The 24,002-nt window shown below is 63.6% G+C and carries 22 protein-coding genes; 20 read left to right on the top strand and 2 right to left on the bottom strand.

Annotated elements, in window-relative coordinates; translation table 11 throughout:
* Positions 1–26 precede the first annotated feature (26 nt).
* Together K3725_RS06165 and K3725_RS06160 are read right to left on the bottom strand one after the other, a co-directional pair.
* The gene (locus tag K3725_RS06165; protein WP_260017946.1) at positions 27–1,289 is read right to left on the bottom strand and encodes a VWA domain-containing protein; all 1,263 of its coding nucleotides are present in this window, start codon (positions 1,287–1,289) and stop codon (positions 27–29) included.
* 58 nt (positions 1,290–1,347) lie between these two features.
* Positions 1,348–2,265, bottom strand: a complete 918-nt coding sequence (locus K3725_RS06160) for a MoxR family ATPase (RefSeq protein ID WP_260017945.1) — start codon at positions 2,263–2,265, stop codon at positions 1,348–1,350.
* Between the two features lie 218 nt (positions 2,266–2,483).
* Here K3725_RS06160 and K3725_RS06155 point away from each other — a divergent pair, with 218 nt between their 5' ends.
* The 20 genes from K3725_RS06155 (at position 2,484) to purF (ending at position 23,997) form a co-directional block, all read left to right on the top strand.
* Entirely contained in the window at positions 2,484–3,545 is a 1,062-nt protein-coding gene (locus K3725_RS06155; RefSeq protein ID WP_260018574.1) for a glycosyltransferase family 2 protein, read from the top strand.
* 157 nt (positions 3,546–3,702) lie between these two features.
* A complete protein-coding gene (locus K3725_RS06150) occupies positions 3,703–4,659 on the top strand; it encodes a phosphoadenosine phosphosulfate reductase (protein ID WP_260017944.1) in 957 nt (318 codons plus the stop codon).
* Between the two features lie 64 nt (positions 4,660–4,723).
* Positions 4,724–5,767 carry a dihydroorotase gene (pyrC, locus tag K3725_RS06145; RefSeq protein WP_260017943.1) on the top strand — a complete coding sequence of 348 codons (1,044 nt, stop codon included), beginning with the start codon at positions 4,724–4,726 and terminating at the stop codon, positions 5,765–5,767.
* 84 nt (positions 5,768–5,851) lie between these two features.
* Positions 5,852–6,784 (top strand): IS5 family transposase, encoded by a 933-nt coding sequence (locus K3725_RS06140; protein ID WP_260015482.1) that lies wholly within the window; start codon positions 5,852–5,854, stop codon positions 6,782–6,784.
* On the top strand, positions 6,753–8,048 hold the full coding sequence (locus K3725_RS06135) for a calcium-binding protein (RefSeq protein WP_260017942.1): 1,296 nt from the start codon (positions 6,753–6,755) through the stop codon (positions 8,046–8,048). The genes K3725_RS06140 and K3725_RS06135 overlap by 32 nt, the downstream gene beginning before the upstream one ends.
* A 133-nt stretch (positions 8,049–8,181) precedes the next feature.
* A complete protein-coding gene (locus tag K3725_RS06130) occupies positions 8,182–8,859 on the top strand; it encodes an orotate phosphoribosyltransferase (protein ID WP_260017941.1) in 678 nt (225 codons plus the stop codon).
* Positions 8,860–9,213: 354 nt separating this feature from the next.
* Positions 9,214–10,752, top strand: a complete 1,539-nt coding sequence (locus K3725_RS06125; protein ID WP_260017940.1) for a replicative DNA helicase — start codon at positions 9,214–9,216, stop codon at positions 10,750–10,752.
* A 76-nt stretch (positions 10,753–10,828) separates the two neighbouring features.
* On the top strand, positions 10,829–11,821 hold the full coding sequence (locus tag K3725_RS06120) for an agmatine deiminase family protein (protein WP_311202221.1): 993 nt from the start codon (positions 10,829–10,831) through the stop codon (positions 11,819–11,821).
* 104 nt (positions 11,822–11,925) lie between these two features.
* Complete coding sequence (gene alr / locus K3725_RS06115; RefSeq protein WP_260017938.1) at positions 11,926–12,963, top strand: alanine racemase; 1,038 nt, start codon at positions 11,926–11,928, stop codon at positions 12,961–12,963.
* Positions 12,960–13,742 (top strand): ABC transporter permease, encoded by a 783-nt coding sequence (locus tag K3725_RS06110; protein ID WP_260017937.1) that lies wholly within the window; start codon positions 12,960–12,962, stop codon positions 13,740–13,742. Before alr ends, K3725_RS06110 begins: the two co-directional genes overlap by 4 nt.
* Positions 13,739–14,485: an ABC transporter ATP-binding protein gene (locus tag K3725_RS06105; RefSeq protein WP_260017936.1), complete on the top strand. Its 747-nt coding sequence runs from the start codon at positions 13,739–13,741 to the stop codon at positions 14,483–14,485. The genes K3725_RS06110 and K3725_RS06105 overlap by 4 nt, the downstream gene beginning before the upstream one ends.
* Before the next feature lie 111 nt (positions 14,486–14,596).
* Positions 14,597–15,289, top strand: coding sequence for a hypothetical protein (locus tag K3725_RS06100; RefSeq protein WP_260017935.1), 693 nt, complete (start codon positions 14,597–14,599; stop codon positions 15,287–15,289).
* A 21-nt stretch (positions 15,290–15,310) separates the two neighbouring features.
* The gene (locus K3725_RS06095; protein WP_260017934.1) at positions 15,311–15,772 is read left to right on the top strand and encodes a paraquat-inducible protein A; all 462 of its coding nucleotides are present in this window, start codon (positions 15,311–15,313) and stop codon (positions 15,770–15,772) included.
* Between the two features lie 146 nt (positions 15,773–15,918).
* Positions 15,919–16,701 carry a DNA repair protein gene (locus tag K3725_RS06090; protein ID WP_260017933.1) on the top strand — a complete coding sequence of 261 codons (783 nt, stop codon included), beginning with the start codon at positions 15,919–15,921 and terminating at the stop codon, positions 16,699–16,701.
* A gap of 63 nt (positions 16,702–16,764) precedes the next feature.
* Entirely contained in the window at positions 16,765–18,126 is a 1,362-nt protein-coding gene (gene radA / locus K3725_RS06085; RefSeq protein WP_260017932.1) for a DNA repair protein RadA, read from the top strand.
* 42 nt (positions 18,127–18,168) lie between these two features.
* The gene (locus K3725_RS06080; protein ID WP_260017931.1) at positions 18,169–18,723 is read left to right on the top strand and encodes a CvpA family protein; all 555 of its coding nucleotides are present in this window, start codon (positions 18,169–18,171) and stop codon (positions 18,721–18,723) included.
* Positions 18,724–19,110: 387 nt separating this feature from the next.
* Entirely contained in the window at positions 19,111–19,791 is a 681-nt protein-coding gene (locus K3725_RS06075; protein ID WP_260017930.1) for a Hint domain-containing protein, read from the top strand.
* Positions 19,792–20,041: 250 nt separating this feature from the next.
* A complete protein-coding gene (locus K3725_RS06070; RefSeq protein WP_260017929.1) occupies positions 20,042–21,442 on the top strand; it encodes a selenium-binding family protein in 1,401 nt (466 codons plus the stop codon).
* 3 nt (positions 21,443–21,445) lie between these two features.
* Positions 21,446–22,105, top strand: a complete 660-nt coding sequence (locus K3725_RS06065) for a hypothetical protein (RefSeq protein ID WP_260017928.1) — start codon at positions 21,446–21,448, stop codon at positions 22,103–22,105.
* A gap of 371 nt (positions 22,106–22,476) precedes the next feature.
* Positions 22,477–23,997 (top strand): amidophosphoribosyltransferase, encoded by a 1,521-nt coding sequence (purF, locus tag K3725_RS06060; protein ID WP_260017927.1) that lies wholly within the window; start codon positions 22,477–22,479, stop codon positions 23,995–23,997.
* Positions 23,998–24,002 lie beyond the last annotated feature (5 nt).

Below are 24,002 nucleotides of genomic sequence, written 5' to 3'. Positions count from 1 at the left end.
GGACGGCGGATTGCAAGCGGCGGCGGCTAGAGCAGCGCCATCAGCCGTGCCTTTTCACCCGCGTCGGAGGGGCTGGTTATCACCTGTGCCAGGTCCTGCAGTGAAGCGATGGAATGGCCGGCGCGGAAGCTGTCCGTGTAGGGCAGCATCGCACGGATGCCCTGCGCCTTGGGGGCGAACCCGTCCCAGCGCAGCAGGGGGTTCAGCCAGATCAGGCGGCGCGACGACAGCTGCAGCCGCTGCATCTCGCGCGAAAGGCCCTCGGGGTCGCCGCGGTCCAGCCCGTCGGTGATCAGCAGCACCACCGCGCCCTGCCCCATGACGCGCCGCGACCAGTCGCGGTTGAAGGCGTGCAGGCAGTCGCCGATCCGGGTGCCGCCCTCCCAGTCCTGCGCCTCTGCCCCTGCAGCGGCCAGCGCTGCGTCGACATCGCGCTGCTGCAGATGCCGGGTGATGTTGGTCAGGCGGGTGCCGAAGGTGAAGCCATGCACCCGTGCCCAGCCCTGCCCACCAGATTTTCCCCGGGCATTGGCGGCGGCATGCAGGAAATGCAGGATGATGCGGCTGTACTGGCTCATCGAGCCGGAGATGTCGCAGAGCACCACCAGATTGGGCCAGCGGATGCGGCGCTTGGCGCGGGCAATCTGCTGCAGGTCGCCGCCCTGCCGCGCGGCATTGCGTAAGGTTTTGCGCCAGTCGGCGCGGTGCCCCCGTGGTGCGGCCATCAGGCGGCGGGACTGGATGGGTGTCACCGGCAGTTTCAGCTGCGCCAGGATGCGCTTGGCGGCGGCAATCTCCGCCGTGCTCATCTGTTCGAAATCCAGCGTCCTGAGGCGTTCCTCCGCCGACATGGTGCGGGAGGCGTCGATCTCGATCTCTGTGCCTTCCGGCTCCGCTTCCGGAACGTCCGGCGGGTCAAGCATGCCGTCCAGCAGCGCCTCGGCGGCGCGTTTCTCGGCGGGCTTGGCCGGGCGCTCCTCCTGCACGCCGCGGATGGCGGGCAGCATCGCGGCCATCATCTGCTCCAGATACCGCGGATCGCGCCAGAACAGGCGGAAGACCTGGGCAAACACAACCCGCTGCTCCGGCTTGGTCACGAAACAAGCGTGCAAGGCCCAATAGAAGTCCTGCCGGCTGGTGAAGCCTGCCGCGGCAACCGCGCGCACCGCGTCCAGCACCCGGCCCGGGCCAATGGGCAGCCCGGCCTTGCGCAGGGCGCGGGCAAAATGGGTGATGTTGCGGAGCAGCTTAGGATTGTCCGGCAGGGTGAGCGGCGGATAGTCAGGCACTAGCGAACATGGGGGCGCTGCCCCCATACCCCCGGAGTATTTCCAGAATGATGAAACATCAGGCCGCGTCCAGGCTGGCCTTGGCCTCATCAAGGATGCGCTTGGCCTCGGAACCGTGCAGGCGGGCAATGTCGTCCTGGTATTTGAGGATCGCGCCGAGGGTGTCGGCGATCACCTCGGGGCTGAGGGCGATGACGTCGAGCGCCAGGAGGCAATTAGCCCAGTCGATGGTTTCGGCCACCCCCGGTTTCTTGAACAGATCCTCGGTGCGCAAGGATTGCACGAAAGCGACGATCTCGCGGCTGAGCTGTTCGCTGGCCTGCGGCGCGCGGGCGTGCAGGATATCGAGTTCGCGGCTGAAATCGGGGTAGTCGACCCAGTGGTAGAGGCAGCGGCGTTTGAGGGCGTCATGCACCTCCCGCGTGCGGTTGGAGGTGAGGATAACAATCGGAGGCTCCGGCGCCTGGATGGTGCCAAGTTCGGGGATCGTCACCTGGAAGTCGCTGAGCGCCTCCAAGAGGAAGGCCTCGAACGGTTCATCGGTGCGGTCCAGCTCGTCGATCAGCAGCACCGGGGCGCCGTTCTCATCCGGGCGCATCGCCTGCAACAGCGGCCGTTCGATCAGGTAATCTGCGGAGAACAGTTCGTTCTGGAGCGCGGCGCGGCCGGCGCTGCCCGCGGCCTCGCCCGCAGCTTCAGCGGTGCGGATCGCCACCATCTGCGCCGCGAAGTTCCATTCATAAACGGCGCTGGCGGCATCCAGCCCCTCGTAGCATTGCAGGCGGATCAGGCGGCGGCCTAGGCTGGCGGCCAGTGCCTTGGCAATCTCGGTCTTACCGGTGCCGGCCTCGCCCTCCAGGAACAGCGGGCGGCCCAGTTTCAGCGACAGGAACACCACGGTGGCAAGCGCCCGGCCGCAGACGTAGCCCTGCTGCGACAGCAGGTCCTGCACCTGCTCGATGGATTGTGCCTGCATGTCTGACCTCCCCTTGCCCCGTCCAACAGGCCACGGGCAGGCGCATCGGTCAAGCGGCGGCTGCCTGCGACGCTGCGGCCCGGCAGCGGCGCGGGAGGGTTTGTATCGCCGCCGGCTTGGGGTAAGACTGGCAGCAGCAAGACAGAAGGCCGAGGCATGAGCAGAACTCTCCAGATGCGGTTGAAACCGGCAGCCCGGCGCTGCGGGGACGTGTGACGATGCGGGTGCTGGCCATTCTCTGCGTGCGCAACGAGGGCGCGTTCCTGCTGGAATGGCTGGCCCATTACCGTACGGCCGGCTTCACCGATTTCCTGGTGTTTTCCAACGATTGCCAGGACGGCACCGATATGATGCTGGACCGGCTGCAGGCGATGGGGCAGCTGGCGCATGTGCGCAACGAAGGCCCATATGGCCGCGAGGGCATCCAGTTCGCTGCGCTGAAAATGGCGGACAAGCATCCGCTGATGAAGGCCGCGGACTGGGTGCTGGTTGCCGATGCCGATGAGTTCCCTTGCATCAAGACCAGCGAGGGCACGGTGGCGGACCTGCTGGCGGCGCTGCCGGATGCGGATGCCATTCCGCTGACCTGGCGGCTGTTCGGCAATGGCGGCGTTGTGGCCTATGAGGACCGCCCGGTCACGGAGCAATTCACACAGTGTGCGCCGGAGGTGGTCCACTGGCCCTGGCGGGCGGTGATGTTCAAGACGCTCTACCGCAACAACGGCACCTACCGGAAATGCGGCGTGCACCGGCCCCGCGGTGTGAAAGAAAAGGCGCAGCTGAAAGGCTATCGCTGGTTCGACTGCGAGGGGCGCGAGCTGGGTGAGGCGTTCAAGACCAAGCGGCTGTTTACCGATTACGGCCAGCCGAATTACCGCCTGGCGCAGCTGAACCATTACCCCTTGGGCGCAATGGAGAGCTATGTGGTGAAGGCGGCCCGGGGCCGCGTGAACCGGCAGGCCCCGCTGGGGATGGATTACTGGGTGGAGCGCAACTATGCCGCCTGCGAAGACCGCGCGATTGCCCGCTATGCGCCCGCGCGCGCGGCGCTGCAGGCAGAGCTGATGGCGGATACGGAACTGGCCAGGCTGCATGGCACTGCCGTGGCCTGGCGCAAGGCGCGGTTCCTGGAGCTGATGCTGGCCGAGGAAAACCGGGCGCTGTTCACCCGCCTGCTGATGGCCCCGCCGGCGCGGGTGCTGACTGCGGAGCAAGGCGCGCAGATGCGGCGCTTTGCGATGCTGGGGCTGGCGGCGGAGAGCGGAAGGCAGCCAGGCTGAGAGGTGATCAGCACGCGGCAGGCAGGCAATGGCCCGCTGATCGCCCCGGACCAGACAGTAAAGAGGCCTTAGTTTTTCCAAATTTAGCCTTATTTGTCTCCTAAGCGTAAACCAGCAAAACCGCCGCTCGGCGCAGGGGGTACTCAAGGTGGAAGTCATGCAGGACGGACTCGAAAATCTGGACGAAGACCTTTCGGGGCTGAAACCGGCGCAATGGAAGGCGCGGATGGCGGCGCTGGCCGAACAGCACGGCATGTACCAGCCGCTGGGCGAAAAGCATTTCACCACCTTCATCGACCAGGGCAACACCCTGCTGGTGACCTTTGAGACCATGCAGGGCATTCACAACCTGTCGGACCAGGCGCAGCCGCTGGGGTTCGATCTGGTGAAGAACCTGGGCTGGTCGCATATGTGCGTGGTCTCCGACGGCGACACCTGGTTCCGCGACGAGCGCATCTATGGCTTCTTCGATCAGCTGATCGACGACGGCTTTTTTGACGAATTTGAAAACGTGCTGTTCTACGGCGCAGGCCCCTGCGGCTATGCGGCGGCTGCGTATTCCGTGGCCTCGCCCGGGGCCACCGTTGTGGCGGTGCAGCCGCAGGCGACGCTGGATCCGCGGATGACCGAATGGGACGACCGCTTTGCCGAGAACCGGCGGCTGTCGTTCACCGACCGCTACGGCTATGCGCCGGACATGCTGGATGCTGCCGGGCAGGCTTTTGTCATCTACGACCCGCAGGAGCGGCTGGACGCGATGCATGCGGCGCTGTTTGCCCGCAGGAACGTGACCCGGCTGCGCGCCAGCCACATGGGGGACGCGGTGCAGACCCGGCTGATCGAGATGGAGATGCTCTATCACATCCTGTCGCTGGCAGGCAGCGGCAAGCTGTCGGAGGCGGCCTTTTGCAAGCTGTTCCGGGCGCGGCGCAACAACCCCTTCTTCCTGCGCAACCTCCTGGGCCGGCTGGAGCGGGAGGACCGCGGGGTGCTGATCGCGCTTCTGTGCCGCAATGTGACGGAGCGGATGCGGGCGCCGCGGTTCCGCCGCCGCCTGGAGGAGATGCAGAAGCGGGCCGGCAGCGGCGAATTCACCATCCCGGACAAGCGCTGATCCGGCTGGATCAGCGCGCATTCTGCCGCTTTGTTTCCGTGCTGCCATGTGCTAACGCACGCGCATGACCGACACGCTCACCATCCCCCGCCCCGATGACTGGCACCTGCACCTGCGCGACGGCGCCATGCTGCAGGCCGTGCTGCCCGAAACCGCCCGCCATTTCGGCCGGGCGATCATCATGCCGAATCTGGTGCCGCCGGTGGTGACCGGGGCGCAGGCCGCGGCCTACCGCGACCGCATTCTGGCGGCGCTGCCGGAAGGCATGGCGTTTGAGCCGCTGATGACGCTGTACCTGACCGAGGACACCGATCCGGCGGATGTGGCTGCCGCCCACGCCAGCGGGCTGGTCAAGGCAGTGAAGCTGTATCCGGCGGGCGCCACCACCAATTCGGCTTCGGGTGTGACCAATTTCGATAACGTCCGTGCGGTGCTGGAAAAGATGGCCGAAATCGGCCTGCCGCTGTGCACCCATGGCGAAGTGACCGACCACGACATCGACATCTTCGACCGTGAAGCCGTGTTCATCGACCGGGTGCTGGACCCGATCCGCAAGGCGACCCCCGGCCTGCGGGTGGTGATGGAGCATATCACCACCAAAAACGCGGCTGATTACGTGGCCAGCCAGGAGCGGGATCTGGGCGCGACCATCACCACGCACCACCTGATCATCAACCGCAACCACATCCTGGTCGGCGGCATCAAGCCGCATTACTACTGCCTGCCGGTGGCCAAGCGCGAAGAGCACCGTCTGGCGCTGCGGGCCGCTGCGACCTCCGGTGATGCGCGCTATTTCCTGGGCACCGACTCGGCGCCGCACACCGACCCCAACAAGGAAAGCGCCTGCGGCTGTGCCGGCTGTTTCACCGCCACCAACACCATGTCCCTCCTGGCGCATGTGTTCGAGGAAGAGGGCGCGCTGGACAAGCTGGCGGGCTTTGCCTCGGAAAACGGCCCGGCGTTCTATGGCCTGCCGGTGAGCAGCGAGACGCTGACCCTGACCAAGCAGGATGCGCCGGTGGCTTTCCCGGAGAAGATCGAAAGCGGCGACGGCCCCGTCACCGTATTCGACCCGGGCTTTGACGTTTTCTGGAACGTGGCCGGGTAATTCCTTGAAACAGTCTCTTGCGGCTCTGTTGCGCAAATCGGGTGAGGGATTCATCTCATGAATCCAGCGTGATAGCTGGAGGGCATGAGCAGACCAACACCCCCGACCTACAAGATCAAGAACTGGCGGGCCTATAACGAAGCGCTGAAGCGTCGTGGCTCTCTGACGATCTGGTTCGATCCCGAGATGACGTGGGAGGCCCGGCCGACCGGCAAGAGAGGCCGACAGCCCATCTATAGCGACGCCGCGATCAAGACCTGCCTGACGATGAAGGTGCTGTTCCGTATGGCGCTCAGGCAGACGACCGGCTTCGTGGAAAGTCTCCTGCGATTGAGTGGATTGGACTGGTCGGTACCGGATTTTAGCACGCTTTCACGCCGCCAGAAGTCTCTCGCCGTGAACATCCCGTATCGTGGTTCTGAGGGGCCGCTACACCTGCTGATCGACAGCACTGGGATAAAGGTAGAGGGCGAAGGCGAGTGGAATGCGCGCAAGCACGGTGGCTCGAAACGCCGCGTGTGGCGCAAGGTTCACCTCGGTATCGACGAAAAGACACTGGAAATCCGGGCAGTCGAGTTCACCAGTAGCAACATTGGTGATGCGCCCATGCTGCCGGAACTGCTTAATCAGATCCCGCCCGAGCAGGAGATCGGCAGTGTCACGGCAGATGGCGCCTACGATACGCGCAAGTGCCACGATGCCATCGCCAACCGAGGTGCCAATGCCGTCGTCCCGCCCCGCAAGAACGCCAAGCCCTGGAAACCCGACACCGCAGGCGCGATTGCGCGCAACGAAGCGCTGCGGGCGTCGAAATACCTTGGCCGAGCGCTTTGGCGGAAATGGAGTGGATACCACCGCCGAAGTCGTGCCGAAACCAAGATGCACTGCATGAAACTGCTGGGACAAAGACTGATGGCACGGGATCCTGGACGTCAGGTTGCCGAGCTTCAGCTCCGTGTTGCGGTCATGAACGGATTCACCGCGCTTGGCATACCCGTCACAGAGGCAGTGGGATAAGTCCGTCTGGGGAAAGGGGAACCTTGGCCCTCAACCGATTTGCGCAACAGAGTCTATCCAGGACAACGGCCCAAGCCGGCTGCTTCCCTCCCTTGCAGCCCGCGATCTGGAACTGCGGTTAAACGTTTCTGAGGGTGAACCCTTCTCCTACTCTCCCGTCAGTTTCCTGCCCGATGGCGAGGTGCAATTCATCCCGGGCACAGAGATTTCCGGGCTTCCCGAGGCGCCAGCGGACGGCAACGATATTCTATTGCCCAGGCTGACCCTCTCCGAAATAACCTGGAGCGGTGGCACCACGGTAGTTCTGATAATCAATAATTTTTGGGGCATCGACGGCGGCAGTATCCAACTCTTTGCCCTCAGAGGTGCAGCCCTGCCGGAAATCAGTAGCTTCGGCGATTACCAGAACTTTCAGAATTCAATCACGCATAAGCAACCGGTCACTGGGACGCTGGACCCGAACCAGACCCTGGACTGGGACCCTGAGACCGTCCGGACGGTGGAAGACTTGAATATTACCGGCACTAGCGGCAACGATGACCTCAGCGGCGGCGAGGGCAATGACACCCTGAACGGCAGGGAAGGCAACGATGCCTTAGACGGGGGAGCCGGAAACGACAGCCTGCGCGGCGCTAACGGCGATGATGCCCTCTCTGGCGGCAACGGTGATGACGAGCTATCGGGTGGGACCTTTACCCAGAACTGGTTTTTGTCGCCTCTGCGGTTCGTGAGGGCCGCACCATCTGGCGAAATGATTCAGGAAGATACCGGCAATGATACCCTCGACGGAGGGCAAGGTCAGGACACGCTGGACGGCGGGCTTGGTGATGACCTTCTGACAGGCGGAGCTGGCGATGACCTGTTTGTGTTCTGGGACGGATTCGGAAATTTTGGCAACGACACCATTACTGATTTCGACGCGACGAGCAGCCTTGAGAAGATCGACCTCAGCACAGTTTCCAGCATCACGGATATGACCGACCTGCTCGAAAACCACATCCGGCAGGACGGCCAAGACGTTCTGATCGAGGACGCGCATGGGAGCACCATCACACTGCTGAACGTGGATTTGACGGATCTGGATGAAACAGACTTCAATTTTGATCTCCCCGCGTGGAACCCCTGCGGGGTTGGCGAAGAAGGATTTGAAGTCATTCCGATTGGGCCGGAGCAAAGCGGCGATGACCCAGCACCTGAAGCGGAAGATGATCTTCGTTTAACTTCAAATTACATAATAGAGCCCTGCTTCGATGTCGTTTGGTAAGAGATCCCTTGGGGACCGGCCTGATCCTGAACAGCACTAGGCAACGTTTGCGCGTTGCGCCTCTGGGGCTTCTAACCGGCGGAGTTCCGGTTTATGGACAGCAAAACCGCTGCCGCAAAGGATGCCTGCCGCCATGATCCCCACCTCCTACCCTTCCCGCGAAGAAATCGCCCGCCTGTCGGCCCGGATGCTGCTGGAAATCGGCGCGGTGAACTTCAACACGGATGAGCCCTACACTCTGGCCTCCGGCCTGCCCTCGCCCAGCTATATCGACTGCCGCAAGCTGATCTCCTTTCCGCGCATCCGCACCACGCTGATGGATTTCCTGACCGTGACCGTGATGCGCAACGCGGGGTTCGAGGCGTTTGACAATATTGCGGGCGGGGAAACCGCCGGCATCCCCTTTGGCGCGCTGGTGGCCGAGCGCATGGCGCTGCCGATGACTTATGTGCGCAAGAAACCCAAGGGATATGGCCGAAATGCCCGCATTGAAGGGGTGATGACCGAGGATCAGCGGGTGCTGCTGGTGGAGGACATGACCACCGACGGCGGCTCCAAACTGTCCTTTGTCGATGCGATCCGCGAAACCGGTGCCTCCTGCGGCCACACCGCGGTGATCTTCTATTACGACATCTTTCCTGAAACTACTAAGCGCCTGGGCGACCACGGGGTTGAGCTGCATTACCTGTGCACCTGGTGGGATGTGCTGGCCGAGGCCAAGGCGCAGAAGAGCTTCAGCGAAGAGACGTTGGCCGAGGTGGAAAAGTTCCTGAAAGACCCGCGCGCCTGGCAGGACGCGCATAAGGCCTGATCGGATGGCGGGCGGAACCGCCCGCCCTGCACGCCCCCGCAGGGCGGCAATTTGCATCCCGTGCCGGCACCGGTGTCCTGCCGCGCCCCTTGCAGATTAACGCAAGGGAAAGCGTTACGGGACGGGATGTGGACAAGCCCGCCCCGAATCGTTTCCCGCACAGGTTGATGCGCAGATCTTGGGGCCTTCCCACAGCGCACCGCATCATGTAGCCTGGATAGGACAGGCTTACTGGCCTTTTGTGGTAAACGGCCCACAAACCCTGCGGCTTTATCCACAGGGAATCCACAGAGATTCCCAGATAGGAGAAACCCGCGCGGCACCGTATAAGCGGGCCGAGTGACGAGAGCAGTGATGAACGAAATTACCCCTTTCGACGGCGACATGCCGCCCCCCGCCCCGATGCCGGAGCATCTGCCGGCCCCCGCGCAGGCGGACCAGGCGATGCCGGACAACGAACTGCCGCATTCAGTGGAGGCGGAACAGCAGCTCTTGGGCGCGATCCTGACCAACAACGAGGTCTACGACAAGATCGCGCTGATCATCGACTCGTCGCATTTCTACGACCCGGTCCATGCCCGCATCTATGAGGTGGCGGCGGCGCGGATCTCCAAGAACGCGCTGGCCTCGCCGGTGACGCTGAAGGCGTTCCTGGAGGACCACGAAGGTCTGAAGGAACTGGGCGGGCCGGCCTATCTGGCCAAGCTCGCAGGCGCGTCGATCTCCGCCTTTGCGGTGCGGGATTACGCGCAGATGATCTACGACCTGGCGATCCGGCGCGAGCTGATCGCCCTGGGCCAATCGATTTCGGACAAGGCGCGCCGCGTAGACGTGGCATCAGAACCTAAAGAGCAGATCGTTGAGGCTGAGCAGGCGCTTTACCAGCTGGCAGAGCAGGGCCAGACGGAAAGCGGTTTCAAATCGTTCCTCAAGGCCGTCACCGAAGCGGTCAATGTGACAAACGAGGCGTACCAGCGCGGTGGCGGCATGGCCGGCATCTCGACAGGCCTGGTCGACCTAGACAAGCAACTTGGCGGCCTGCATCCCTCGGACCTTCTCATCCTCGCAGGCCGCCCCTCTATGGGGAAGACGTCGCTGGCGACCAACATCGCCTTCAACGTTGCCAAGGCATACAAACGCGGGGTGAAACCCGACGGATCGGAAGGCGCGCTGGATGGCGGCGTGGTGGGGTTCTTCAGCCTCGAGATGAGCGCCGAGCAGCTGGCGGGGCGTATTCTGGCGGAAGCGTCAGAGATTTCCTCGCACAAGATCCGCCAGGGCGACATGACAGAGGGCGAGTTCCGCCGCTTTGTGCAGGCTGCAAAAGACCTGGAAAGCTGCCCGCTGTTCATTGACGACACGCCTGCAATCCCGATCTCGCAGCTGGCCGCGCGCGCCCGCCGCCTGAAGCGGACGCATGGGCTGGACCTTCTGGTGATCGACTATTTGCAGCTTTGCCGCGGCATGGCCGACAACCGGGTGAACGAGATCGCCGAGATTTCGATGGGGATGAAAGCGATTGCCAAGGAATTGAACATTCCGGTGATCGCGCTGTCGCAGCTGTCGCGCCAGGTGGAAAACCGCGAAGACAAACGCCCGCAGCTGTCGGACCTTCGGGAATCGGGCTCGATCGAGCAGGACGCCGACGTGGTGATGTTCGTGTTCCGCGAGGAATACTACAAGGAACGCGAAAAGCCCGGTGACCACGAGCTGGAAAAGATGGAAGAGTGGAAGCAGGCGATGGAACGGCTGCATGCCAAGGCCGAGGTGATCGTCGGCAAGCAGCGTCACGGTCCCATCGGCACTGTGGAACTGTCGTTCGAGGCGCAATTCACCCGCTTCGGCAACCTCGCCAAGGCCTGGCAGCAGGGGCATGAGGACGGCGGTTATTAACCGCCGCCGGTTTCTGTCCGGTTCAATGGCCGGTGCCGCGGGCGCCGGCGCCCTGTCCATTGCGGGAGGTCCGGGTATGGCAGAGGACGGTTTCCGGGTGCCGCCCGAGGAGGCGCCGCATCAGCTGACATTCATGCAATGGCCGGTGACACCCCAGGTCTATGGCACCGGGCGCTACCGCAGGCAGGTGCAGAACCAGATCGCGCGGATTGCCAATACGGTGGCCGCTTTCGAGCCGGTGGTGATGCTGGCCGCGCCGGAGGAACACGCCCGTGTCCGGCGCAAGCTGTCCGGCAACGTCGAGCTGTGGGACATTCCTGCAGATGATCTGTGGTGCCGCGACTCCGGGCCGCTGTTCGGGCGCGACACGCGCGGGCAGCTGTCCGTTCGGCAGCTGAACTTCAACGGCTGGGGCCGCTACCATCTGCCGAATGACGAACGCATCGCCGCACGGGTGGCAGAACGGCTGGGGCTGCCGCTGTTTGACAGCGGCATCAGGGGCGAGGCCGGAGGGGCGGAGGCGGACGGCCATGGCCTGTTGATGGCCAATGAAAGCAGCTGGGTGAATGCTAACCGCAATCCCGGCCTGAGCCGCAGCGGAATTGAAACGGCCCTGCTGGCCGCCTATGGCGCGGACCGGATGATCTGGGGCACGGGCGTCAAGGGCCAGGACGTGACCGACGACCACATCGACGGGCTGGCCCGTTTTACCGGCGGCGACCGCGTGCTGATGATGCTGGCAGACGCGCCCGATCCAAATGATCCCTTTGATGCCTCGGCCCGGCAGTTGCAGCGGCATCTGCAGGCAGAGGGCCTTCAGGTGGACACCCTTCCCTGGCCCGAGGCCGGGCGGATCAGGGACGTGAACAGCCAGTGCAGCTATGTGAACTATTATGTCTGCAACGGCGGGGTGATCGCACCTGAAAGCGGCGACAGGCGCACCGATGCGCTGGCCGCAGAGGCGCTGCGCCGCCATTACCCCGAGCGTGAACTGGTGATGCTGGACACCGATCTGCTGGCAGAGCTTGGCGGCGGCATCCATTGCGCCACCCAGCAGATGCCCGCCTGAGCTGGCTGCAACAGGCTGATCAGCGCCCTGAAAGCTGGCAACAAATGGCCTGTTTGGCGGGTTTTCCCACTTGACCTGCGCACCTCCCATGTCATGAACACCGCATGAGCACGGCAAAACTGACAATCAACCTGGATGCGCTGGTGACCAACTGGCGGAATCTGGATGCGCTGACAGGCTGCGAGACTGCAGCCGTGGTGAAGGCGAACGGATACGGCCTGGATGCAGGCCGGGTGGGCAAGGCGCTGGCCAAGGCGGGCGCGCGCAACTTCTTTGTGGCGGCAGCCGAGGAAGGCGGCGCGCTGCGCCGTGCGCTGGGACCGGGTCCCGGCATCTCGGTGTTTTCCGGCCACATGGAGGGCGATGCGAAGCTGTTGAAGGATTTCCAGCTGACGCCGATGCTGAATTCGCTGGACCAGATGCTGCGCCATTTCGAGACGCTTCCGGGCCACCCGTTCGGGGTGCAGCTGGACAGCGGCATGAACCGGCTGGGGATGGAGCATGGCGAATGGGCCGCGGTGGCGGAGATCGCCCTGGGCCAGAACCCGGTTCTGCTGATGTCGCATCTGGCCTGCGCCGATGAACCCGCGCACGAGATGAATGCACAGCAGCTGAGGACCTTCCGCGAGATGTCGGACGGGCTGGAGGTGCCGCGCTCGCTGGCTGCGACCGGCGGCATGCTCCTGGGCAAGGACTATCACTTCGACCTCTGCCGCCCCGGTGTCGGGCTTTATGGCGGGCTGCCGTTCACGGATGCGGTACCGGTGGTGCAGCTGGACCTGCCGGTCATTCAGGTGCGCGATATGGAACCGGGCGAAAGCGCCGGTTACGGCAATGCCTGGGTCGCCCAGCGCCCCAGCCGCATCGCAACTGTCGCCGCGGGTTACGCCGACGGGCTGCACCGGGCGATGGGCAAGGGCGGCATTCACGTCTATGCGGGCGAGACCCCCTGCCCCGTGGTCGGCCGCGTTTCGATGGACCTGATCACCGTGGATGTCACGGATCTGGCGGAGGTGCCGCAGATGCTGGCGATCCTCAATGAGCGTCAGACCGTGGACGTGCTGGCCGACGCGGCAGGCACCATCGGCTATGAGATCCTGACCTCCTCGGGCCACCGGTCGGCGCGGACCTATCTGGGATGAACCCAATCGCTCTCCTGGCCCGGCTGGGCCGCACCGCCCTGGCGGGACTGGCGGCTGTCGGCCGCGCGGCGCTGTTTGCCCTGTCTGCCTTCAGCCACATGATCCGCCCCCCCTATTACCCGCGCGAGTTCCTTCAGGCGCTGCTGAACGTCGGCTGGCTGTCGCTGCCGGTGGTGGGCCTCACCGCGATTTTCACCGGCGGCGCGCTGGCGCTGCAGATCTATGCCGGCGGCGCCCGGTTCAACGCCGAGGCGGTGGTGCCGCAGATCGTCGCCATCGGCATGGTGCGCGAACTCGGCCCGGTTCTGGTCGGCCTGATGATCGCGGCGCGCGTGACCTCCTCCATCGCGGCTGAGATCGCCACCATGAAGGTGACGGAGCAGATCGACGCGCTGGTCACGCTCTCCACCCATCCGATGAAATACCTGGTGGCGCCGCGGGTGCTGGCCGCGCTGATCACGGTGCCGGTGCTGGTCGGTGTCGGCGACATCATCGGCATCATGGGCGGCTACACCGTGGCGGTGCAGAACCTCGGCTTCAACCCGGCGGCCTACCTCAAGAACACCGTCGATTTCCTGGAGGCGCTCGACATCATCTCCTCGCTGGTCAAGGGAGCCGCCTTTGGCACTATCGCGGCGATGATGGGCTGCTACTACGGCATGCAGTCGGGCCGCGGCGCCCAGGGCGTGGGCCGGGCCACCAAGGGGTCGGTGGAATCCGCCGCCGTCCTGATCCTGGCCGCCAACTTTGTCCTCACAGGGGTGTTCTTCTCGCTATGATCCGCATGGAAAACGTCCACAAGGCCTTTGGCGACAACCGTGTGCTGAACGGCATGAACCTGGAGATCGCCAAGGGCACCTCGATGGTGATCATCGGCGGCTCCGGCACCGGCAAGTCGGTGGCGCTGAAAAGCATCCTGGGGCTGATCCAGCCGGACTCAGGCCAGATCTACGTCGACGGCAAGCCGGCGGGATCAGGCGACCGCGACAAGTTCCTGGCGCGCTTTGGCATGCTGTTTCAGGGCGGCGCGCTGTTTGACAGCTTGCCGGTCTGGCAGAATGTTGCCTTCCGCCTCTTGCGCGGTGCCCTGAAACGCCCGCAGGAGGAAGCCCGCGAAATCGCCATCGAAAAGCTGCGCCGGGTGGGACTGAAGGCGAATGTCGCCGACCGGTTCCCGGCGGAACTGTCAGGCGGCATGCAGAAACGCGTCGGCCTCGCCCGCGCGATTGCGGCTGAGCCTGAGATCATCTTTTTCGATGAGCCGACCACCGGCCTCGACCCGATCATGTCAGGTGTGATCAACGACCTGATCCGCGAGATCGTGGTGGAGATGGGCGCGACGGCGATGACCATCACCCACGACATGACCTCGGTGCGCGCCATTGCCGACAATGTGGCGATGCTGCACGGCGGGGTGATCCAATGGACAGGCCCGGTGGCTGAGATGGACCAGTCAGGCGACCCCTATATGGAGCAGTTCATCCACGGCCGCGCAGAGGGGCCGATTGAGGCGGTGCGGTAGAGCTTCCCCGTTCAGGAACTACCCTACCTGTGGACTTTCTTCGAACCACCTCTCTTGAATTCTCAGCCAGAACCAATCAGGTACTGTGTGAATTCATTTTGAGGTAGAATCTTGAAACCGTCAATGGCGTTCGGAGACTTAGCTGGGGCACTGCTTGCCCCAGTTTTTGAAGCAATTTTCGCATTTCTTCAGGGCGTCGCGGCCTTTTTCTTAGAGCTCTTGGCACCCTTTCTCTTTCCTGTTTTCGAGTTCATAGGTGCTGTCATCAGCGGCCTTTTTCTGATGGTGGCCTCTCTTATTTGGGGGATCATCGAAGCGCTTGGCATGGCACAGCGGGCACGCGGACTTTCGCTGGCAGCCTACACCCTATCCGCAGCAGGCTTTGTGTACCTGCTGTACGGGTTCATGTTTGGTGGGCTATCTTCGCAGGAAGAGTTTTACCCAGGCTGGGCCATCCTCTCCGCTTTGTCGATCGCAGTCTTTGGCTTGCTTCTTGGCTGGGTTCTTTTTGACCCTCCAGAGGACCGCCGCGGGCACCGGAAGGAAGAAAGCAAGCAGGAAGCAGAACAAGGTAAGGACGCTTCGAATTCAGGCAGGAGGCTGAAACTCCGTCATGCTCTGGTATTCTTTATAGCCGGATGTCTGACTGCCGGGGGACTTGTCTGGTACACAACACCGCGAGCGACCAGCCTTCCGCCATGTGCGACCAGCGACAAGCTGCGGAATTTCGCAGCTGATGCCCTCAGAAAACAAGGCAAAGAGCTTACCGCGGACATAGTGGGCAACCGGAATTGTACAGACTAAATTGCGCGCCTGAGACATCGAATGAACAAACGCCTGATAAAGATTGCGACCCTGTCGCTGCTGATCCTCTACCCCGTCGCCTGGTTTGCCCCTTTGATGCGGGCGGGGCTGCTGCCGATCTTCGGCCTCAGCGAGATCTCGGTGATCACCGGGCTGCAATCCCTGTGGGGCAGCGATGCCGTGCTTGCGCTGATTGTCACCTTCTTTGCTATCTTTGCGCCCTACCTCAAGACCATCGGCACCGCGCTGGTGCAGTGGGATCTGCTGGATGCACGGGTGCAGCCTGCGCTGCATGTTCTGGGCAAACTGGCGATGGCCGACATTTTCCTGATCGCGCTTTACATCACGCTGGCCAAGGGCATCGGCCTTGCCACGCTTGAGACCGCCTGGGGATTGTACCTGTTCACCGCCTGTATTCTGGCGTCGATTGTGCTGGGAATGCTGACGGAACGCACGGCCAGGATGCAGCACAAGCCGCGTTAAACCCTTGATCCGGGAGCAAACCGCTCCATTTCATAAGACCGGACAAGTGAAAACGCACCGTCGCGGACCTGGCCAGCTGCGCCCTTTTCGGGCTCCCCCGCCTTGCAGGCCCCGGTTCCGGGCGTGCATTTGCTGGAGGGGGGCCAATGGCCGGCATTCAATCCATCCTGTTCACCGCGCAGACCGTGCTGATGCGGTTTGCCTTTGCGCTGATTTGCCTGGCCGCTGCGGCGATGCTGGCGGCAACCACGCTGGCCGCCCTGGGCGTCTGGCCCTGGCTGTCACTGCAAGCGGGCCTTGGCGGCGAAGTCATGCCGCGGGCCGGCATGGCCGCGCAGATCACCCTGACCGCGTTGGCGGTGATGCTGGCGTTCTTTCTGCCCGCCAACGGGCGCATCATGGCGCTTGAGACCTCGCACCGGCGGTTTTCCATGAACATGGAGGACGTGCTGCAGGCCTATCAGCTGGCTCATGCCGGCGACCGCGCAGGCGTTTTCACGCTGGCCTCAGAGTTTGATGCGGTGAAGGAGCGGCTGACCTTCCTGCGCGATCACCCGGACCTGCAGGGGCTGGAGCCGGATGTGCTGGAAGTCGCCGCGCAGATGAGCCAGGTGAGCCGCGAACTGGCGGAGACCTATTCAAATGCCAAGGTGGCCCGCGCCCGCCAGTTCCTGAAACAGCGGCAGGAGGAGCTGCAGACCTTCAAGGCGCGGCTGGAGGATGCCCAGATCATCATGCATGAGCTGCGCCAGTGGACCCGCGACGTGGAGATCGAGGAAAGCATCGCCAAGTCGCATCTCTCCCGGCTGCGCGGCGAATTGTTCGAACTGCTGCCGGAACTGTCGGCGCAGTTGCAGGGCCAGCCGGACGGGTCGGACCCGGAAGGCGGCAGCGTGGTGCCGATCCAGCCGCCGCGCCGCGCCGACTGACGCGCCGCAGGCCGCGGCGCGCAGCCCCTTGAACAAAAGGGAAACATCTGCCACTGATCCGGAATGGCAAAAACATCTTTCTCCTGCTCCGCCTGCGGGGCCAGCTTTTCGAAATGGTCGGGCCGCTGCGAGGGCTGCGGCGAGTGGAACACCATCACCGAGGATCAGGGGCTGTCCTCCGGCCCCTCCAAGAAGTCGCTGGGCGTCAAGCGCGGCCGCGCCATCCCGCTGACTGATCTGTCCACCCGGGAAACCCCGCCGCCGCGCGCCTGCTGCGGCGTCGGCGAGCTGGACCGGGTGCTGGGCGGCGGCCTTGTTGCAGCCTCGGCCATTCTGGTGGGCGGCGATCCGGGCATCGGCAAGTCCACCCTGCTGCTTCAGGCGGCTGCGCGGTTTGCCCAGGCCGGCGTCAAGACCGTCTATGTCAGCGGCGAGGAGGCCTCGGCCCAGGTGCGGATGCGGGCGCAGCGGCTGGGGCTGGCGGATGCGCCGGTGCAGCTGGCGGCCGAAACCAACCTGCGCGACATCCTGACCACGCTGGAGGCGGAAAGGCCGCAGCTGGCCATTATCGACTCCATTCAGACCATGTGGGCGGACCATGTGGACAGCGCGCCCGGCTCGGTCAGCCAGGTGCGCGCCGCCGCCCATGAGCTGACCACATTCGCCAAGCGGCACGGGATCTCGATCATCATGGTTGGCCATGTCACCAAGGAGGGCCAGATCGCAGGCCCGCGGGTGGTCGAGCATATGGTCGACACGGTTCTGTATTTCGAGGGCGAGCGCGGCCACCAGTTCCGCATCCTGCGGGCGGTCAAGAACCGATTTGGCCCGGCGGATGAGATCGGCGTGTTCGAGATGACCGGCAGCGGCCTCAGCGAGGTGATCAACCCCTCTGCCCTGTTCCTGTCGGAGCGCGGCGAGCCCTCGCCCGGGTCGGTGGTCTTTGCCGGCATTGAGGGCACCCGCCCGGTGCTGGTCGAGATGCAGGCACTGATTGCGCCCTCCCCCCATTCGCAGCCGCGCCGCGCGGTGGTGGGCTGGGATTCATCGCGGCTGGCGATGATCCTGGCCGTTCTGGAGGCGCGCTGCGGCATCCCCTTTGCGGGCCTGGACGTCTATCTGAACGTGGCGGGCGGCATGAAGATCTCGGAACCTGCCGCCGACCTGGCGGTAGCGGCTGCATTGCTGAGCGCGCGGGAGGACGTCGCCCTGCCCGCCGATACGGTGGTTTTCGGAGAAATTTCGCTGTCAGGCGCCCTCCGGCCCGCCCCGCAGACCGAAAACAGGTTGAAAGAGGCGCAAAAACTTGGTTTCACGGCGGCGATTGCCCCTGGCGGCAGCAAAACCGTGTCCGTAAACGGCCTGAACCTCAGAAAGTCGGGCGATCTGGCAGGTTTTGTTGGCGAATTCTTCGGGGCCGGTTAAAGTCGCAAAAAATTTGAGATCGCAGGCAAACGGGCGAGGGACATGGAAGGTTTCACAATTATCGACGGGGTCGTGGCCCTGGTCATCGTGGTATCGGCGCTGCTGGCCTATTCGCGCGGTTTCGTGCGCGAGGCGATGGCGATTGCCGGCTGGATCGCCGCTGGTGTCCTGGCCTTCATCTTCGCGCCGCAGGTGGAGCCGCTGATGGCGGAGATCCCGGTGATCGGCGACTTCATCGCCGACAGCTGCGAATTGTCGATCATTGCCGCCTTTGCCGCGGTGTTTGCCCTGGCGCTGATCGTGGTCTCCTTCTTCACGCCGCTGTTTTCCACCCTTGTTCAGCGGTCGGCGCTTGGCGGCCTGGATCAGGGCGCGGGCTTCTTTTTTGGCGTCTTGCGCGGCATTCTTCTGATCGCAATTGCCTTCTTCCTCTATGATGTTGTGATGACCGGGCAGAGCTTCACAATCGTTGACGAAAGCCGCTCTGCCGAGGTGTTCGAGCGCCTGACCGGCAAAATCGAGGAACGCAACCCGGAGCAGGCCCTGGGCTGGGTGACTGAGCAATATGAGGCGCTGATCGGGGCCTGTGGCCAGTAATTCCAAGGGATTACCACCTTCAGTCAGATACGCGGGCGCCCAAGGGGCGCCCGTTTTGCTTGAATATCAATGCGTTCACACAGTTACCCACAGGTTGCGGGGTGCAGCCGTTAACACAGCAAACTCGCATTAACACTTTGTTAACCAAAGAGAATCGGGCGCCAGAGGGCAATTCAGCGCGTCTCAAAAATTGCGTCAATTCTTAATAAATCCTCAGCCTGCACCGTGAAAAGGTTAACAATACCTCGGAAAAAGCAGCTTTTATCCCCAAAAAACCGCCTCATCCCGAAAGGCGACGCACCCCTGCCCCAATTTGGTCCCAATTCGGGGGCCACATGGCGTCAACGGCAAAACGCCGGGACGAAGACGCTCAGAAGGGACGCTACAATGCAGCTGGATCACACCACAGATTTCGCAGACTACCTGCCGGTTGACGTGCTGCTGCTGACCAATCCCCTGCCGCACTCCGTGAAGCCGGCGCCCAAGCGTGCCCGTATCCGCAGCGGCGGCTTCCTGCCCGATACGCTGGTGGAGACCGAAGAAGGCTTCAAGCAGGCCCGCGACATCAAGCCCGGCGACATGGTGTTCACCTTTGACGGCGGCGCCCAGGAAGTGAAGGCGGTGAAACACGCTGTGCCGCGCCTGACCACGCTGATGCATATCCCGGCCGGTGCGCTGGGGAATGACACTGCCCTGATGCTGCCCTCGGACCAGAAAGTGGCGCTGGAGATGGAGACCGCGGAACGCCTGTTCGGCCTGCCGGTTGTTGTCGCCAAGCTGATCGCCCTGGCCGGATACAAGGGGATCACCGCGGCTGCACCGGAGCGCCTGGGCCGCATCCATTTCGAATTCGCAGAGGAAGAGCTGGTCTGGGCCGAATGCGGCATGCTGCTGTCCGCCGGTGACGCCACCAGGGACTCCGCGTTCCACCAGCTGTCGCTGACAGAGACCCGCCAGGTTCTGGCCAGCGACGAAGGCCGCGCGCTGTCGCAGACCGGCATGGGCGAGATTGACGCCCGCCTGCCCGGCCCGCTGGACAACCTTCTGGACCGCATCCTGGCGGCCTGACCCAAAGGCCAGCCTGCAAGACATTCCCTCCCCCCTCGGGCCCGCCTTTGTGCGGGCCTCTTCTTTTGGGAACCCGGAGAGGCTCGCATGGTTCCGCCCCTGCATTTTGGCGGAAAGACGGAACGTCCGTTCCATACGCAGGAGCATTTCCGGAAAAAGTTGCCCGGAAAATATATGTATGCCAGCATCCCCCCAGGCGCCAAAGGCCCCGCAGAGCAACCGGCGCCCGGTATTCAGGGAGGATTTGACGATGAACTTGCGGCCCGACCCAACATTTCACGCAACACCCAAACTGGCGATGGAGGCGCCGGCGGAAAAGCTGGCCTTCACGCTGATGCTGAGCCCCGATTTCTCGCAGCCCGACGGACTGGCAGTGGTCGATGTCGACCCGGGCTCAGACACCTACGGCCAGATCGTGCATCAGCTGATCATGCCCAACAAGGGCGACGAGTTTCATCATTTCGGCTGGAACGCCTGTTCCTCCTCGCTGTCGCCGCTGTCGGGCCATGCGTTCCTGGAGCGGCGCTATCTGATCATCCCCGGCATCCGCTCCAGCCGGATCTATGTGGTGGACGTGAAAGAGCCGCTGAAGGCCAAGATCCACAAGATCATCGAGCCGGAGGAGGTCTTTGCCAAGACCGGCTATTCGCGCCCGCACACCATCCACTGCGGCCCCGAGGGCATCTATGTCTCGACCCTGGGCGGCGGCGGCGAGGACGGCACCGACGGGCCGCCGGGCATCTTCATCATGGATTGCGAGACCTTCGAGATCCTCGGCCGCTATGAGATGGACCGCGGCAAGCAGGACAAGCACTATGATTTCTGGTGGAACCTGCCGCGCGATTACATGGTCAGTTCCGAATGGGGCCTGCCGCCGCAGTTTGAGAACGGCATCGTGCCGGAGGACCTGCTGAGCAACAAATACGGCCATTCGATCCATTTCTGGAACCTGCGCCAGCGCAAGAACGTGCAGACCATCGACCTGGGCGAGAACCACCAGATGGCGCTGGAAATCCGGCCCGCGCATGATCCCTCACGCGATTACGGGTTCTGCGGCGTGGTGGTGGACACCACCAACCTGCAAGGTTCGATCTTCACTTGGTGGCAGAAGGACGACGGCACCTTTGAGGCCAAGAAGACCATCACCATCGACCCGCGCCCGGAAAAGGCGGAAAACCTGCCGCCGCTGCTGCAGGGGTTCGAGGCGGTGCCGCCGCTGGTCACCGACATCGACCTGAGCCTGGATGACAAATACCTCTATGTGGCCTGCTGGGGGCTGGGCGAGATGCATCAGTATGATGTGAGCGACCCGATGAACCCCAAGCTGGCCGGCAAGGTCGAGCTTGGCGGCATTGCGCGCGGTGCCAAGCATCCGAACGGCAAGGACTTCGCCTATGGCCCGCAGATGGTGGAGATCAGCCGCGACGGCAAGCGGGTCTACTGGACCAACTCGCTTTACTCCACCTGGGACGACCAGTTCTACCCGGACAGCGGCGGCGGCCAGATGGTGATGGCCAACGTCGGCGAAAGCGGCGGGCTGGAGCTGGACAAGGACTTCTATGTCGAGTTCCCCGAGGGCTACCGCAGCCACCAGATCCGGCTGGAAGGCGGCGACTGCTCCACAGACAGCTTCTGCTACCCCTCCGTCTGACGCGTGGCAGAGATCAGCACGGCGGCGGCCCTGTGGGGGGCCGTTGCGCTTTCGGGCGTGTATCACGGTGTAAACCCCGGCATGGGCTGGCCGCTGGCGGTGTCGGCCGCGCTGATGGAGCGCGCGCGGGGCAGCCTGTGGCGGGCGCTGGCCGCGCTGGCGGCGGGGCACCTGCTGGCAATGGCAGCGGTGCTGTTTCCGTTCTCGATGCTGCTGGTGCTGGCCGAATGGCAGCGCGAGATCCGGATCGGCGCTGCCTGCCTGGTGATGGCGCTGGGGCTGTATCTTTTGTGGAACCGCCGCCACCCGCGCCTGCTGGCCCGCGTGCCGCCGTCGCGGCTGGCGTTGTGGTCGTTCCTGGCAGCAATGGCGCATGGCGCCGGGCTGATGCTGGTGCCTATCTATCTGGGGCTATGCGCTACGGCGGAAACAGATGCCGGACATGCTGCTGCGGGGACGCTGATGACCGGCAGCGCGGGCATCGCCATAATGGTCGCCCTGGCCCATACGCTGGCAATGACGCTGGCGGGCGGCGCCATCGCCTTTGGCGTCTATCACTGGCTGGGGCTGAAGTTCCTGTCCCGCGGCTGGTTCAACCTGGATCTGGTCTGGGCGCTGAGCCTGGTCCTGGTTGGCGCAGTGTCGCTGCTGACGCTGCATTGATGCGGGCGGCCCGCCCTGCCCGCGCAGCCGGCAAACCGCCCCTGTTGCCGCAGCGCAGAAGGGAAATGTGATCCTTTGATGACAGCAGCCGCGAAAGCCTCTATGTGAGGGCGCGAACAGGAAACGGATTCGGAGCCACACCGCCTTGCCGCTGCTGCAGACGCTGCCCGCCTGCCCTTGTGGACCTGACCTGATGCGCGCAGCGCCAGGGAGCAGGGCTGCAACCGGCCACCAGGCTCCGGAGGTTATGCCGGCAAGCTGCTTTGGTGCCGCCAGAATGGCGCGGGCGCGCAAGAATGCGCTAGACTGCCGGCAGAACCGTTTCCATCAGCCATCGAACAGCAAAGCCTAAGTGGGATTGGAGCCAGCCAATGTGCGGGATTTTGGGGATCGCAAGCCGGGACACAGAAGTCTTTGCAGAGATATATGACGGGCTTCTGATGCTGCAGCACCGCGGCCAGGATGCCTCGGGGATTGTGACCTACACCGGCGAGTTCTTCCGCGAGCGCAAGGCAAACGGACTGGTCAAGGATGTGTTCGGGCCTTCGGACGCGGAAACCCTCACGGGCCGGGTCGGCATGGGCCATGTGCGCTACCCCACCGCAGGATCGCTGAGTGCCGCAGAGGCGCAGCCGTTCTTTGTGAACGCGCCTTACGGCATCTACCTGGTCCATAACGGCAATATCACCAACACCGCCGAGCAGCGAGAGAAGGTGACCGGCAAATACAGCCGCCACCTGCGCACCACCTCCGATTCCGAAATCCTGCTGAATGTCTTGGCCGACAAGGTGGCCGATGCGATCAAGGTCAATGGCAACGCCGAGCCGATCCGCAACATCTTTGCCGGCGTCAAGATGACCATGGAGCGGGTGCAGGGCGCCTATTCTGTGCTGTGCATGATTGCCGGTGTCGGCATGCTGGCCTTCCGCGATCCGCATGGCATCCGGCCGCTGTCGCTGGGCAAGCGCCCGGCGCAGGGCGACGGCGACGATTATTGCATTGCGTCCGAGGACGTGGCGTTCGGCATCAACGGGTTCGAGAAGGTCCGCGATGTGAAGGCCGGCGAGGCAGTTCTGATCGATCTTGAGGGCAACCTGCATACCTTCCAGGCGGTCGAGGGCAAGCTGACCCCCTGCATCTTTGAATATGTCTACCTGGCGCGCCCGGACTCGATGATGGACGGCGTTTCCGTGTATAAAACCCAGCTGCGCATGGGCCAGGCGCTGGCCAAGCAGATCCAGGACTCGGGGCTCGAAATCGACAGCATCATCCCGGTGCCTGATTCGGCCCGCCCCGTGGCGCTGGAAGTCGCCAACTCCACCGGCATCCGCTACCGCGAGGGGCTGGTGAAGAACCGCTACGTGGGCCGCACCTTCATCATGCCGGGCCAGGCGGAGCGGCAGAAATCGGTGCGCCGCAAGCTCAACGCGATCCCGCTGGAGTTCAAGGACCGCAACGTGCTGCTGATCGACGATTCCATCGTGCGCGGCAACACCATCAAGAAGATCGTGCAGATGTGCCGCGAGGCCGGCGCCAAGAAGGTCTATATCGCCTCTGCCTCGCCGCCGGTGGTTTACCCCAACGTCTATGGCATCGACATGCCGACCAAGCACGAGCTGATCGCAAACGGCCTCAGCATCGAGGAAATCCGCGAGGAGCTGGGCGCCGACGCGCTGTTCTACCAGAAGCTCGAAGACCTGATCTGGGCAGCGCAGGAGGGCAACCCGGACATCCAGGGCTTTGACTGCTCCTGCTTTGACGGCAACTACATCACCGGTGTCACCGAGGAATATCTGGAGGCTTTGGAAGGCAGCAGCCGGGTCAGCGCCAAGATCAAGGACATGCCGGCCCCCGGCGCCTCCTGGAACGCCTCCAAGCTGGCCACTGGCTGACCCCA

It is taken from the genome of Leisingera sp. S132 (genome assembly GCF_025144465.1).
GTDB lineage: Bacteria > Pseudomonadota > Alphaproteobacteria > Rhodobacterales > Rhodobacteraceae > Leisingera.
The sequence above is the reverse complement of the archived record's forward strand: the minus strand, read 5'-3'. Positions and strand labels throughout refer to the sequence as shown.